This window comes from Vibrio sp. SCSIO 43137, from assembly GCF_028201475.1.
Classification (GTDB): Bacteria; Pseudomonadota; Gammaproteobacteria; order Enterobacterales; family Vibrionaceae; genus Vibrio.
Window position 1 is genome coordinate 490295 of record NZ_CP116383.1, and the last position, 14165, is coordinate 504459.

The 14165-nt window shown below is 46.0% G+C and carries 13 protein-coding genes; all 13 read left to right on the forward strand.

What is annotated here, in order from left to right; all coding sequences use genetic code 11:
• Positions 1-109 precede the first annotated feature (109 nt).
• Positions 110-1426, forward strand: a complete 1317-nt coding sequence (rlmD, locus tag PK654_RS02475; RefSeq protein WP_271697494.1) for a 23S rRNA (uracil(1939)-C(5))-methyltransferase RlmD — start codon at positions 110-112, stop codon at positions 1424-1426.
• A 100-nt stretch (positions 1427-1526) separates the two neighbouring features.
• Positions 1527-3746: a GTP diphosphokinase gene (gene relA / locus PK654_RS02480; RefSeq protein ID WP_271697495.1), complete on the forward strand. Its 2220-nt coding sequence runs from the start codon at positions 1527-1529 to the stop codon at positions 3744-3746.
• A gap of 94 nt (positions 3747-3840) precedes the next feature.
• The gene (mazG, locus tag PK654_RS02485; RefSeq protein ID WP_271697496.1) at positions 3841-4644 is read left to right on the forward strand and encodes a nucleoside triphosphate pyrophosphohydrolase; all 804 of its coding nucleotides are present in this window, start codon (positions 3841-3843) and stop codon (positions 4642-4644) included.
• A gap of 361 nt (positions 4645-5005) precedes the next feature.
• Complete coding sequence (locus PK654_RS02490) at positions 5006-6646, forward strand: CTP synthase (RefSeq protein ID WP_271697497.1); 1641 nt, start codon at positions 5006-5008, stop codon at positions 6644-6646.
• A 75-nt stretch (positions 6647-6721) separates the two neighbouring features.
• Positions 6722-8020 (forward strand): phosphopyruvate hydratase, encoded by a 1299-nt coding sequence (eno, locus tag PK654_RS02495; protein ID WP_271697498.1) that lies wholly within the window; start codon positions 6722-6724, stop codon positions 8018-8020.
• A gap of 203 nt (positions 8021-8223) precedes the next feature.
• The gene (gene ftsB, locus PK654_RS02500; protein ID WP_271697499.1) at positions 8224-8505 is read left to right on the forward strand and encodes a cell division protein FtsB; all 282 of its coding nucleotides are present in this window, start codon (positions 8224-8226) and stop codon (positions 8503-8505) included.
• 30 nt (positions 8506-8535) lie between these two features.
• On the forward strand, positions 8536-9252 hold the full coding sequence (gene ispD / locus PK654_RS02505; protein ID WP_271697500.1) for a 2-C-methyl-D-erythritol 4-phosphate cytidylyltransferase: 717 nt from the start codon (positions 8536-8538) through the stop codon (positions 9250-9252).
• Positions 9249-9725: a 2-C-methyl-D-erythritol 2,4-cyclodiphosphate synthase gene (ispF, locus tag PK654_RS02510; protein WP_271697501.1), complete on the forward strand. Its 477-nt coding sequence runs from the start codon at positions 9249-9251 to the stop codon at positions 9723-9725. The genes ispD and ispF overlap by 4 nt, the downstream gene beginning before the upstream one ends.
• A 3-nt stretch (positions 9726-9728) precedes the next feature.
• Complete coding sequence (gene truD, locus PK654_RS02515; RefSeq protein ID WP_271697502.1) at positions 9729-10775, forward strand: tRNA pseudouridine(13) synthase TruD; 1047 nt, start codon at positions 9729-9731, stop codon at positions 10773-10775.
• A 30-nt stretch (positions 10776-10805) separates the two neighbouring features.
• The gene (surE, locus tag PK654_RS02520; RefSeq protein ID WP_271697503.1) at positions 10806-11555 is read left to right on the forward strand and encodes a 5'/3'-nucleotidase SurE; all 750 of its coding nucleotides are present in this window, start codon (positions 10806-10808) and stop codon (positions 11553-11555) included.
• The gene (locus tag PK654_RS02525; protein ID WP_271697504.1) at positions 11552-12178 is read left to right on the forward strand and encodes a protein-L-isoaspartate(D-aspartate) O-methyltransferase; all 627 of its coding nucleotides are present in this window, start codon (positions 11552-11554) and stop codon (positions 12176-12178) included. Before surE ends, PK654_RS02525 begins: the two co-directional genes overlap by 4 nt.
• A 1-nt stretch (position 12179) precedes the next feature.
• Positions 12180-13124: a murein hydrolase activator NlpD gene (gene nlpD / locus PK654_RS02530; protein WP_271697505.1), complete on the forward strand. Its 945-nt coding sequence runs from the start codon at positions 12180-12182 to the stop codon at positions 13122-13124.
• Between the two features lie 39 nt (positions 13125-13163).
• A complete protein-coding gene (gene rpoS / locus PK654_RS02535) occupies positions 13164-14165 on the forward strand; it encodes an RNA polymerase sigma factor RpoS (protein ID WP_443088721.1) in 1002 nt (333 codons plus the stop codon).

Consider the following 14165-nt stretch of genomic DNA (forward strand, 5'->3'; position numbering starts at 1 on the left):
TTCAACGCTTATCAAAACAGTATAGTAATTAAACCGATACAGTTCGACAATCTTCCCGGGCGAGAATAGTGAAGCCGCGGGGAAAACCTTTAATGATTAGGCAATCAATATGGCGCGTTTTTATCATCCCAAAAAGAAAACTCAACCAGACAGCAAGCATAAGCAGGTCAGAGTTGAGCGGCTTGATCACCATGGTGCAGGCATTGCGTATCTGAACAAAAAACCGGTATTTATAGAGGGCGCTTTACCGGGGGAAAATGCCCTTATTCAGCTAACTGAAAGTAAAAGCAAATACTCGCGTGCAAAATTAATTAAAAACTTATCTGCCAGTAAAGAGCGGGTGGCTCCATTTTGTCCCTACTACAAAGAGTGTGGTGGCTGTAACCTGCAGCACCTGAAACACTCTGAACAGCTTAAATATAAGCAGCAGTCCCTTGAGCAACTGATTAAAAAATTTTCCGGTGAAGAGAGACGGCTGGAACAGCCGATAGCTGGTGAAAGCATGGGCTACAGACGAAGAGCCCGAATCAGCCTGATGCAGGATAAAAAGAACGGAACACTGCAATTTGGTTTCAGGCAGAAAAAGAGCAATGCCATCGTCAATATATCTCACTGCGCAGCTCTGTTGCCGGAGCTGGAGGCACTGCTGGAACCGCTAAAACAGCTGTTAACCGGCCTGTCGAACCGGGCGAATCTGGGCCATCTTGAGCTGGTTCAGGGAAAAGAACAGTCTGTTGTCCTGCTTAGGGTGATTAAAGATATCAAGCCGGCAGAGAGAGAAAAGTTAGTCGCATTTGCCGAAGAAAAACAGCTTAGTTTCTACCTGCATGCAGGAGATGAGCCATTGCAACGGCTATCAGGAGAGCAGCCATATTACGATGAAGCCGGAGCGAAAATCCCGTTTTTGCCCAACAACTTTATTCAGGTAAACCAACATATCAACCAGAAGATGGTTGAACAGGCGATGGAATGGTTGCAGCTAGCTTCTACCGACAGAGTTTTAGACCTGTTCTGCGGGCTGGGTAACTTTAGCTTGCCTGTTGCCAGAAAAGCGGATCAGGTTGTTGGCGTTGAAGGTGTACAGGAGATGGTTGATATGGCGCAAAATAATGCCCATGTTAACGGAATAGATAATAGCCGCTTTTATCAGGCCAATCTGGCAGAGGATTTATCTGCTCAGCCTTGGTTCGGAGAAAAGTTTGATAAAATTATTCTCGATCCGGCCAGAGCAGGGGCTTCAGGTGTTGTTGAACAGTTGTCGCAGACAGGGGCGAAACGTATAGTATATGTTTCCTGTAATCCGGCAACGTTAGCCAGAGACAGTCAGAGCCTGCTTGAGCAGGGATACAAGCTGAGTAAACTCGCTATGCTGGATATGTTTCCTCATACCAGCCACTTAGAGTCGATGGCGTTGTTTGAGAAATAGAAAGTAATCAGTAACGGAACAATTGAGCGGGTGGTGGTTCTAATAACAGGATTTAACGCCATCTGAACATCAGAATTTCAATTAATAGCTAGGAAGAACCATGGTTGCGGTACGCGGTGCGCACTTAACGAACGAACAATTTGAACTGGAAGGCTGGATCTCTAGTTTAGGGCAGGACAAAAAGACCAGCCAGAAACTGACGCAGGTTTACCAGCAGTGTGCTGCCATGTTGGAAGGAAGAGAGCAGGCGGAGCTATTACTGTGGCGCGGCAGGGAGATGATTGAAATCTTGATCACTCTGTCGATGGACAGAGCCTCACTGATTTCCGCCCAGCTGTTCCCGGTGGTATCCAGTGGTTTCTTTGAGCGTGAACAACTGGAAGAGACGTACGGCAGAGAGATCATCAAATTAATTGACGGTGTTGAAGAGATGGCGGCTATCGGCCAGCTTAACGTCACCCTTGATGGCTCTGCGGCTTCTGGTCAGGTGGATAATGTTCGTCGCATGTTGCTGGCGATGGTGGATGACTTCCGCTGTGTGATTATCAAGCTGGCGGAAAGGATTTGTCGTCTGAGAGAGGTAAAAGATCAACCGGATGATATCCGCCATACCGTCGCTAAGGAGTGTGCCAATATATACGCTCCGCTGGCAAACCGTCTGGGTATTGGTCAGTTGAAATGGGAAATTGAAGATTACGCCTTCCGTTACCAGCAATCGGATATCTACAAGCAGATCGCTAAACAGATCTCCGAGCGCCGTATTGTCCGTGAACAGTATATCGAGGATTTTGTTACTGACCTGAGTTCAGAGATGAAGGCTTCAAATATTTCCGCAGAGGTAAGTGGCAGACCCAAGCATATTTACAGTATCTGGCGAAAAATGCAGAAGAAGAATCTGGCATTTGATGAACTGTTTGATGTGCGGGCGGTACGTATCATTGCAGATAAACTGCAGGATTGTTATGCGGCACTGGGTATTGTTCATACCAAATACAAACACCTTCCCAGCGAGTTTGATGATTATGTAGCGAATCCGAAGCCTAATGGCTATCAATCCATTCACACCGTCATACTTGGCCCGGAAGGGAAAACCATAGAGATTCAGATCCGTACTAAGCAGATGCATGAAGATTCTGAGCTTGGTGTCGCTGCTCACTGGAAGTATAAGGAAGGCTCCTCTTCCGGCAGAAGTGGTTACGATGAGAAGATCACCTGGTTGCGTAAACTTCTTGACTGGCAGGAGGAGATGTCTGACTCCGGTGAAATGCTGGATGAACTAAGAAGTCAGGTATTTGATGACAGAGTTTATGCCTTTACCCCGAGGGGCGATGTGGTTGACCTGCCAATGGGCGCAACGCCACTCGACTTTGCTTACCATATTCACTCCGAGGTAGGGCATAAATGTATCGGCGCTAAAGTTGCCGGTCGTATTGTTCCCTTTACCCATAAGCTGGAGATGGGTGATCAAGTTGAGATCATCACCCAGAAAGAACCTAATCCGTCCCGTGACTGGTTAAATCCAAGCCTTGGTTTCGTTCACTCAGGGCGGGCAAGGGCTAAGATCAACGCCTGGTTCAGAAAACAGAGCCGTGAGAAGAATCTGGAAGCAGGCAAAGAGATTCTGGAGACAGAACTGGCGAAAATAGGCGCCACCCTGAAAGATGCCGATGACTACGCGCTGAAACGCTTTAATGTGAACACGCCGGACGAACTGTATGCCGGAGTAGGCAGCGGCGATTTACGTATCAATCAGATCGTCAATCATATTAATGCCTTGGTGAACAAGCCGACGGCTGAAGAAGAAGATCAGCAGGCGCTGGAGAAGCTTCAGGAGTCGGAAAGTAAAGCGCCGGCGCAGAGTCGTCCACATAAAGATGCCGTTGTGGTTGAAGGGGTCGATAACCTGATGACCCATCTGGCAAGATGTTGTCAGCCAATACCGGGCGATACTATTGCCGGTTATATCACTCAGGGGCGCGGAATCTCGGTACACAGAAATGATTGTGAGCAGTTAAACGAGCTTCGCCTGCATGCTCCGGAACGTATAATTGAAACCGTTTGGGGTAGCGACTTTGTTGGTACTTATATTCTGACTATTCGTGTCGAAGCGCTGGAGCGTAGTGGATTATTGAAAGATATCACCACTCTGCTGGCCAACGAAAAACTGAAAGTCACCACAATGAAGAGCCGTAATGACTATAAACGTCAGCTCTCCATTATGGATTTCGATATTGAAGTGAGAAATATCGAGTTATTGAGCCGCATTGTATCCAGACTGGAACAGATCAAAGATGTGGTGTCAGTGAAAAGGCTGAACTAACAAGCCAGATTTGTTTGTGAGCCTATAAACCAACAAAGTATATACAAAGGTCTGAGTTAGTTTTCAGACCTTTGTTTTAATTAAAGAGCAGAATATGTCCCACCCGATTAAACAACTTGAAGCAATAATGTCTCAGCTAAGAGACCCTGACAGCGGCTGTCCATGGGATCTTAAGCAGACCTTCGACACTATCGTGCCTTATACCATCGAAGAGACCTATGAGGTTGTTGATGCCATACATCAGCAGGACTGGCCAAATCTGAAAGAAGAGTTGGGGGATCTGCTGTTTCAGGTTATTTTTTATAGCCAACTGGCCAAAGAGCAGGATCTGTTTAATTTTGAGCAGGTGGTAGAGACAGTTAATGAAAAACTGACACGTCGTCATCCACATGTTTTTTCGGATGTTTCTTTTTCCAGTGAAGATGAAATCAATGCTAACTGGCAAAAAGAGAAACAGAAAGAGAAACAGCGGGCAGGAAAAACCGAAAATAGTATTCTAGACTCTATACCTACTGCTCTTCCTGCTTTGTCCCGCGCCGAGAAGCTGCAAAAACGTTGCGCAAAGCATGGCTTTGACTGGAAAGAGATAGAGCCCGTTGCTGACAAGGTGCAGGAGGAGATTCAGGAAGTTCTTGATGAAGTACAGCAGGAAACAGTGAATGCTCAGAGAGTAGAAGAGGAACTGGGCGATCTGCTGTTTGCCACCGTTAATCTTGTTCGTCATCTGGGTAAAGACCCTGAAGCGGCACTGCGTAAAGCCAACAATAAGTTTGAAAAACGTTTCAGGGTGGTAGAAGCTAAGGTGGCTGAACAGGGCGGTAAGCTTGATGATTACTCCCTTGAACAGTTAGACAGCTTCTGGGATCAAGTGAAAAATGAAGAAAAAGATGCTAAATAACTGTTGCTAAATATGCGTCACTTTGGCAGATATCGAACACAAACACGCGTAAACCCATCCTTGGCGCGGAGGGTTTGCTTTTCGATATCTGCCTGATGACAAAATCTGAAGCACAATTGAGAGCAGTTATTTAGTTAGCTTTTCAGTTGAGTCTAAGTCAGAGTTTTTTTAGCAACAAAATATTAATAAAACTAGTATTAACGTTTGCTATACATAGAAAAATGGCTCAATTGATTTGAAGCAAAAAATAAAAAATTAAACTGTGATAAGTTTCACGTTGTGGTGGTAAAGGGGTTCTGGTATATTTACGTCCCGTCCAGAAAGTACTCATTTCCCTCATTCAACCAATTTCAGGTTAAACATGACGACAAATTATATTTTTGTTACTGGCGGGGTTGTTTCCTCACTAGGTAAAGGTATTGCAGCGGCCTCTTTGGCAGCGATTCTAGAAGCTCGTGGTTTAAAAGTAACCATGATGAAACTAGACCCTTACATTAACGTTGACCCGGGCACAATGAGCCCGACGCAACATGGTGAAGTTTTCGTTACGGAAGACGGCGCAGAGACCGATCTAGACCTTGGTCACTATGAGCGTTTTATACGCACCAAGATGACTAAGCGAAATAACTTTACTGCCGGCCGTGTTTACGCCGACGTACTCAGAAAAGAGCGTCGCGGTGATTATCTAGGCGCAACCATTCAGGTTATTCCTCATATTACTAATGCCATTAAAGACCGCGTAATCGCCGGTTCTGAAGGGCATGATGTTGCTATCGTAGAAGTAGGCGGAACCGTTGGTGATATCGAATCACTACCGTTTATGGAAGCAATTCGTCAGCTGGCTGTAGAGCTTGGCCGTGAGCGTGCTATGTTTATGCACCTGACGCTGGTTCCTTATCTGGCGGCTGCCGGTGAAGTGAAAACTAAGCCAACTCAGCACTCTGTAAAAGAGCTGCTCTCTATCGGTATTCAGCCGGATATTCTTGTTTGCCGCAGCGACCGCATGATTCCTGCCAATGAGCGTAAGAAGATCGCTCTGTTCTGTAATGTGCAGGAAAAAGCCGTTATCTCAATGAAAGATGTTGATTCCATCTATAAGATTCCTCAGCTGGTTAAGGCTCAGGGGCTGGATGATCTGGTTTGTACTCGTTTTGGTATCGATGCGCCGGAAGCTGATCTTTCTGAGTGGGAACAGGTTATCTATGAAGAAGCCAACCCGACCGATGAAGTGGTTGTGGGCATGGTTGGTAAGTATATTGAACTGCCGGATGCTTATAAATCCGTCAATGAAGCACTAAAACATGCTGGCCTGAAAAACCGTTTAAGCGTTAAAATCAAGTACGTTGATTCACAAGACGTAGAAACTAAAGGCGAAGAAGCCCTGCAAGGTTTAGATGCGATTCTGGTTCCTGGCGGATTTGGTGACCGGGGCATTGAAGGTAAAATTCTTGCGGCTAAATATGCCCGTGAAAACAAAGTACCTTACCTTGGTATCTGTTTAGGTATGCAAGTTGCGCTTATTGAGTACGCACGAAATGTGGTTGGCCTTGAAGGCGCACATTCAACAGAATTTAATAAAGAAACCAAATACCCGGTTGTCGGTCTTATTACCGAATGGGTCGATGGTGAAGGTAAAGTAGAAGAACGTTCAGAGAAATCAGACCTTGGCGGCACAATGCGTCTTGGTTCTCAGCTTTGTCACCTTGAGAAAGGCACAAAAGCAAGAGAGCTGTATGGCAGTGCAACCATTCATGAACGTCACCGTCACCGTTATGAAGTGAACAACAATCTTCGTCCGCAACTAGAGAAAGCTGGCCTGAAAGTGTCTGGTCTCTCTTCGGACAAGAAACTGGTAGAAGTTATTGAGAACCCGGAACATCCATGGTTTGTTGCGGCTCAGTTCCACCCAGAATTTACCTCAACTCCACGTGACGGGCACCCACTGTTTGCCGGCTTTGTAAAGGCAGCTGGTGAGTTTCAGCGTGGTGAGTTAGAGAAGTAAAGAATCCGGGCAGTTGCTCTGGCTGAGCGGCTGCCTTTTAGTTTTGACATTTAAATTGAACGAGAGGAAACATTAATGTCTAAGATCGTTAAAGTTCTAGGTCGTGAAATCATCGACTCACGTGGTAACCCAACTGTAGAAGCTGAAGTACACCTAGAAGGCGGTTTCGTAGGTATGGCGGCAGCTCCGTCTGGCGCATCTACTGGTTCTCGCGAAGCTCTTGAGCTACGTGATGGTGACAAAGCACGTTTCCTAGGAAAAGGTGTTCTTAAAGCAATTGAAGCTGTAAACGGCCCAATCGCTGAAGCACTAGTAGGTAAGGATGCGAAAGCACAAGCAGATGTTGACCAGGTTATGATCGACCTTGACGGCACTGAAAACAAATCTAAGTTCGGCGCAAACGCTATTCTTGCAGTGTCTCTTGCTAACGCAAAAGCAGCTGCAGCAGCGAAAGGCATGCCTCTTTTTGAGCATATCGCTGAGCTAAACGGTACTGCTGGTCAGTTCTCTATGCCTCTGCCAATGATGAACATCATCAACGGTGGTGAGCACGCTGACAACAACGTTGATATTCAAGAGTTCATGATCCAGCCTGTTGGTGCTAAGACTCTTAAAGAAGGTCTGCGTATCGGTGCTGAAGTATTCCACAACCTAGCTAAAGTTCTTAAGTCTAAAGGCTACAGCACTGCAGTTGGTGACGAAGGTGGTTTCGCTCCTAACCTTAAGTCTAACGCTGAAGCACTAGAAGTTATCGCAGAAGCGGTTGCTGCTGCTGGTTACGAACTAGGTAAAGACGTTACTCTTGCTATGGACTGTGCAGCATCTGAGTTCTTCGACAAAGAAGCTGGCATCTACAACATGAAAGGCGAAGGTAAGACTTTCTCTTCTGAAGAGTTCAACCACTACCTAGCTGAGCTGGCTAACCAGTTCCCAATCGTTTCTATCGAAGACGGTCTGGACGAGTCTGACTGGGATGGCTTCAAGCACCAGACTGAACTACTAGGTGACAAACTTCAGCTAGTAGGTGACGACCTGTTCGTTACTAACACTAAGATCCTTGCAGAAGGTATCGAGAAAGGCGTAGCTAACTCTATCCTTATCAAGTTCAACCAAATCGGTTCTCTGACTGAGACTCTAGCTGCAATCAAGATGGCTAAAGACGCTGGTTACACTGCAGTTATCTCTCACCGTTCAGGTGAAACTGAAGATGCAACTATTGCTGACCTGGCTGTTGGTACTGCTGCAGGTCAAATCAAGACTGGTTCTATGAGCCGTTCTGACCGTGTTGCTAAGTACAACCAGCTAATCCGTATCGAAGAAGCACTAGGTGAGCGTGCTCCTTTCAACGGTCTTAAAGAAGTTAAAGGTCAGTAATCTTTTAGATTAACTGGACTTTAGTTCCTGCAAAAAGCGCCTCAATCGGGGCGCTTTTTCTATTTATACGCCGCAAGTTTTACAGAGACAAACACGGGCATTTTAATTTGATAGCTAAGCGGTTGTAATCTCTGAGCACTCGCACCGTCAGCCCTTCTGTGCTATATATAGCCTTCCTATTTGCAGAATAAGAAACCTTCGCTTTGCGCTTATTTACTGTCGGCTTATTGATACTGTTTTCTGTACTCATCTATACCTTGGTCTGGGGTAAAAATGGTCTGATCGACAATGCCAGTATCCATAGTGAAATTCTGGTACAGAAGTCAGTTAATGAAGGTTTACAGCGCCGCAACAATGAGATGTTTGCTGAGATTGATGATCTTAAGCAGGGCCTTGATGCAATAGAAGAAAGAGCACGAAACGAACTCGGTATGGTAAAAGAGGGTGAAACCTTCTACCGTATCGTGGGCGACCCGTCCCAATAGATCGTATATCCCGATAGGTTGCACTACTAAATGGCAGATAATAAAGATCAATTACTGTATGCAATTGTACCGGCTGCCGGCGTAGGGTCGCGTATGAAAGCCGGGCTTCCCAAGCAGTATTTACAGTTACTTGGTAAAACCATTCTTGAACACACCGTTGAAAAACTACTTGCCCACTCTTCAATAAAACAAGTGATTGTTGCTGTCAGCAAGACGGATCCCTATTACCCTCAGCTAGCGATTGCTGACAACCCGGATGTAGTCAGAGTTGATGGTGGTGACGAGCGGGCCGACTCAGTACTGTCTGGTCTGCAGTACTTGTCGCAGTTTGCTGCGCAAAGTTGGGTGCTTGTACATGACGCTGCCAGACCTTGTGTCTGCTCAGACGATATCAGTAAACTGATAGAAGAGGTGCAAGCTTCTGGTCGCGGAGGCATTCTGGCGGCACCGGTACGAGATACTATGAAAAGAGCGGATGCCAGTAACAGTATCGATAGCACGGTTGACCGGTCGAACCTCTGGCATGCACTCACTCCGCAAATGTTTGCTGTGACCCCGTTGACTAAGGCGTTAACTGAGGCAAAGCAACAAGGCGTACTCATTACCGATGAAGCTTCCGCAATGGAGTGGCTGGGAGAAAAGCCGATACTGGTGTCCGGCAAAATGGATAACCTTAAGATTACACAGCCGGAAGATCTGGCTTTAGCCGAATTTTACTTACGCAGAGAAAGAGAGAAACAACTATGATTCGAATTGGACACGGTTTTGATGTACATAAGTTCGGAGGAGCAGGTCCCGTCATCATAGGTGGAGTTTCTGTTCCTTATGAGCAAGGGTTGATAGCCCACTCTGACGGCGATGTTGCCCTGCACGCACTGACTGATGCCCTGCTGGGGGCCATTGCTGAAGGGGATATTGGCACTCACTTTCCTGATAACGATGATAAATGGAAAGGTGCTGACAGCCGGGAGTTGATGAAAGAGGTATACCGCCTTGTTCAGCAAAGAGGTTATAAGATAGGAAACCTCGATGTCACCATTATTGCTCAGGCACCTAAAATGTTGCCTTATATTCAGGCAATGAGAGAAGCTATTGCCAGTGATCTTGAGACAGAATTAGAAAATGTAAATGTTAAAGCGACAACGACTGAAAAGCTCGGATTTACCGGACGAAAAGAAGGTATTGCCTGTGAAGCCGTTGTCCTGTTAACCAAGAAATAACCTATGAAAGATATACTTGAAAATTTGCCGTACCTATATGGTAACCCCGTTGCTTCTGCAAAACTAAAGGCTAAACCTGAACATTTTATTGTAAAAGAAGATCTTGGGTTTGAGTTTGCCGGTGAAGGTGAACATCTGATGGTTAAGATCCGCAAGAGCGGTGAAAATACCAGTTTTGTCGCTAATGAACTTGCCCGCTTTTGTGGTGTTAAATCAAAAGACATCGGCTGGGCAGGTCTGAAAGATCGCCATGCAGTGACAGAGCAGTGGTTGAGTATTCACTTGCCTAAGTCTGATGGACCCGACTTTAGTCAGTTTGAAGCCATGTATCCGTCGGTTCAGGTACTGGAAACCAGCAGACACAATAAAAAACTAAGGCCGGGCGATCTGCAAGGAAACTACTTTGAGCTAACTTTGTCAGAGGTTACAGATATTGCGGCGCTGGAGAACAGATTAGAACTGGTACTAGAGTCGGGTGTACCTAACTACTTTGGCGTGCAGCGATTTGGCCGGGAAGGTCATAATGTTGAAGAGGCAAGACGCTGGGGAAGAGAAAACGTACGTACCCGCAACCAGAATAAACGCAGTTTGTATCTTTCGTCTGCCCGTTCATGGATCTTTAACCAGATAGTGGGCAAAAGAATAGAGTCTGGTTGTTTTTATCTGCCTGTTACCGGTGACATCCTTGAGTTAAATGCAGAGCAAGTGACAGTAAATGAGTCAAACTTGGTCGCACTGAACGAATCTGTGCAGAGTGGCGAAGCTGCCATTACTGCTGCTTTAGCCGGTGATAATGCTCTGCCGACAGAGCGGAAAGCAGAAGAGCTGGAACAACAGATACTTGATAGCGAACCGGATTTAATGGCTCTGATCCGCGGTAACCGGATGAGACATGACCGACGGGATATTTTGCTTAAGCCTGAAGATTTGAGTTACAGCATAGGTGAGGATGAAGTGACATTGAAGTTTTCTCTCTGCTCAGGCAGCTTTGCTACCTCGATTGTCAGAGAGTTAGTCAATGAAATCGCCGTTGAACGGAAGTACGATTAACTCATCGCGACGGAAGAAAAAGGAACAAAAATGAAGATTCTGCTTAGCAATGACGACGGTGTACATGCGCAGGGAATAAAAGCACTGGCGCATGAATTGTCTGATCTTGCTGAAATTGTGGTGGTGGCTCCTGACAGGAACCGTTCCGGTGCGTCAAACTCACTGACACTTGAAACTCCCCTCAGGGTGACTCAACTGGAAGAGAATGTTTACTCGGTACAAGGAACACCAACAGACTGTGTTCATTTTGCCTTAAATGAACTGATGAAAGATGATCTTCCGGATCTTGTATTATCTGGTATCAATCATGGTGCCAATCTTGGCGACGATGTTCTCTACTCAGGTACTGTTGCTGCTGCAATGGAAGGGCACTTTCTTCAGGTTCAGTCCATCGCTTTCTCTCTGGTGGGCAATAATCATTTTGATACAGCGGCTAAAATTGCACGGCAGATAGTCGAGCAGCATATTAACTCGCCGATACCGACCAACCGCCTGCTAAATGTTAATGTACCGGATGTTCCGTATAAGAAACTAAAGGGAGAGTCTGTTACCCGTTTAGGTGCCAGACACCATGCTGAAAACATGATCAAACAGAAAGATCCCAGAGGACATGATATCTACTGGCTTGGCCCTCCGGGAAAAGAGCAGGATGCCGGAGAGGGGACCGACTTTTATGCTATTGAGCAGGGGATGGTCTCCATCACTCCGATGCAGGTTGATTTAACCGCTCACGAATCCTTGGGCGCGATGGGTAACTGGTTACAAGGAGCCCTTAAATGATCAACCCTCATGCTGAGAGACTGGTAGTGTTTCTGTCTGAATATGGCATTCAGGATCACAAGGTACTGGATGCGATTAAACGTGTTCCCAGAGAACGGTTTGTCTCTGAGGCTTTAATGCATCAGGCATACGATAACAATGCCTTACCCATTGCCCATGGACAAACCATTTCGCAGCCCTATATTGTCGCTAAGATGACGGAGTTGCTTGAGTTGACGCCGACCACCCGGCTGCTTGAAGTAGGGACCGGTTCTGGTTACCAGACCGCGGTTCTGGCTCAATTGGTGGATAAGGTCTACTCACTGGAGAGAATTAAATCTCTGCAATGGGAAGCGAAACGACGCCTTAAGCAGCTTGATATCTATAATGTGGTAACAAAACATGCCGATGGCTGGCAGGGTTGGCAAAGCAATGGCCCTTATGATGCCATAGTCGTAACGGCAGCAGCAGCAAGGATCCCTGAAGCTTTGCTTGATCAACTGGCGGATCAGGGAAGGTTGATTATTCCCGTTGGTGATGATTCTCAGGAACTGTTGAAGATTGTACGTCACGGTGACTCTTACAGCACAAGCGTGATTGAAGCTGTCAGGTTTGTCCCGCTAATTGCAGGTGATTTAGCATAGAATGAGTGTCTCACTGAAATGGATTGCAACGAGTATTTTGTCAGCCTTGTTAGTAGGTTGCGCTGCTACGTCCCCGGCACCCGTTTCAAGTATTCATAAGGATTACAGCTCGATAGAAAGAGGAAGCTATCGCGGCAGTTTTTATGAAGTGCAAAAAGGAGATACTCTTTATTTTATAGCCTACGTCACAGATAAGAATGTAAAAGATCTTATTCGTTACAATGATCTTCCTGCCCCTTACACCATTCATCCTGGTCAAAAAATCAAACTATGGCGACCTGCTTATAAAGCGCCTGCTTATGGAAGGAGCTCGTCCAGCTCTGCCTCAGCCTCCGCCTCATCTGCGGCAGGCGCTGGTACGATAAGTTCTGGCATTGTAAATGCATCTGCTTCAACTGCTGCAAAATCAGCTAATAAAGCAAATGCTAACTTAACAAATGCCAGCTCAAAAAATTCAAATAATGGCCAAAAATCTCAGGCAAATAAGCTTGATCCTGCTAAATCAAAGGAGTATGTTGAAAGTCCAAGTAAAAAAATTGTAAACAAAAATGTCATTAAACCTAAACCTCAATACAGCAAAGTATCGAAGTGGTTATGGCCAACAAAAGGGAGGATAATTAAAAGTTTTTCAGCTGGAGACCAAGGAAACAAAGGCATCGACATTGCAGGACGGCGAGGTCAGTCGGTTGTTTCTACGGCAAGTGGTACCGTTGTATACTCGGGAAACGCACTACGTGGATACGGTAATTTAATTATCGTGAAACATAATGATAACTATTTAAGTGCTTATGCCCACAACGACCGTTTGCTAGTACAAGAAGGACAAAGTGTAAAAGCAGGCCAGAAAATAGCCACCATGGGTAGCTCTGGAACAAGTAGCGTAAGACTGCACTTTGAAATTCGGTATCAAGGTAAATCTGTAAATCCAAAACGGTATTTGCCTTAACTCTAAGTTTATTTCAGCGACATTAAGGGTAGTAATGTCTTGCTAAACTCGCCAAGGGGAGGCGCTATGAGTATCAGCAATGCAGCAACGAAAGTCGAAGAGTTTGAAATTGAAGAAGTAGTCACTACATTTGACAATTCTCAAGGAAGCCAATCTACACAAGAAACTACAAAAGAAGATTTTGAAGTTACAGCGAAGAGCCTGGACGCCACACAGCTGTACCTTGGTGAAATCGGTTTCTCTCCACTATTAACCGCAGAAGAAGAAGTTCTTTATGCCCGTCGCGCCCTGCGTGGTGATGAAGCGGCACGTAAAAGAATGATAGAAAGTAACCTCAGATTAGTAGTAAAAATCTCACGCCGTTACAGCAATCGTGGTCTGGCACTGTTGGATCTGATTGAAGAGGGTAACCTTGGTCTGATTCGTGCGGTAGAGAAGTTTGATCCGGAGAGAGGATTCCGTTTTTCCACCTACGCGACATGGTGGATCCGTCAGACCATTGAACGTGCGCTGATGAATCAGACACGTACTATTCGTCTGCCAATCCATGTGGTGAAAGAGCTTAATATCTATCTGCGTACTGCCAGAGAGCTTTCTCAGAAGCTGGATCATGAACCGACCGCGGAAGAGATCGCAGAGAAGCTGGATAAGCCGGTAAGTGATGTCAGCAAAATGCTGCGCCTGAACGAGCGGGTAAGCTCAGTAGACACGCCAATTGGCGGCGATGGTGAAAAAGCACTGCTGGATATTATTCCTGACACCAACCATTCTGATCCTGAAGTATCTACTCAGGATGATGATATCAAGCTCTCTTTGATTGACTGGCTTGACGAGCTGAACCCTAAACAGAAAGAGGTGCTGGCAAGACGTTTTGGTCTGCTGGGTTATGAGCCTTCTACGCTGGAAGAGGTTGGCCGTGAAATTAGTCTGACCCGTGAAAGAGTACGTCAGATTCAGGTTGAAGGCCTGCGCCGCCTGAGAGAGATCCTGCTTAAGCAGGGGCTGAATATGGAATCCCTGTTTGATATCGAGCAGATGTAA

Bases quoted from the DNA above. Each gene is read 5' to 3' on its own strand.
- ispF (WP_271697501.1), top strand. From the start codon at position 9,249: ATGATTCGAATTGGACACGGTTTTGATGTACATAAGTTCGGAGGAGCA.
- nlpD (WP_271697505.1), top strand. From the start codon at position 12,180: ATGAGTGTCTCACTGAAATGGATTGCAACGAGTATTTTGTCAGCCTTG.
- relA (WP_271697495.1), top strand. From the start codon at position 1,527: ATGGTTGCGGTACGCGGTGCGCACTTAACGAACGAACAATTTGAACTG.
- eno (WP_271697498.1), top strand. From the start codon at position 6,722: ATGTCTAAGATCGTTAAAGTTCTAGGTCGTGAAATCATCGACTCACGT.
- surE (WP_271697503.1), top strand. From the start codon at position 10,806: ATGAAGATTCTGCTTAGCAATGACGACGGTGTACATGCGCAGGGAATA.
- ispD (WP_271697500.1), top strand. From the start codon at position 8,536: ATGGCAGATAATAAAGATCAATTACTGTATGCAATTGTACCGGCTGCC.
- truD (WP_271697502.1), top strand. From the start codon at position 9,729: ATGAAAGATATACTTGAAAATTTGCCGTACCTATATGGTAACCCCGTT.
- mazG (WP_271697496.1), top strand. From the start codon at position 3,841: ATGTCCCACCCGATTAAACAACTTGAAGCAATAATGTCTCAGCTAAGA.
- rlmD (WP_271697494.1), top strand. From the start codon at position 110: ATGGCGCGTTTTTATCATCCCAAAAAGAAAACTCAACCAGACAGCAAG.
- PK654_RS02525 (WP_271697504.1), top strand. From the start codon at position 11,552: ATGATCAACCCTCATGCTGAGAGACTGGTAGTGTTTCTGTCTGAATAT.
- PK654_RS02490 (WP_271697497.1), top strand. From the start codon at position 5,006: ATGACGACAAATTATATTTTTGTTACTGGCGGGGTTGTTTCCTCACTA.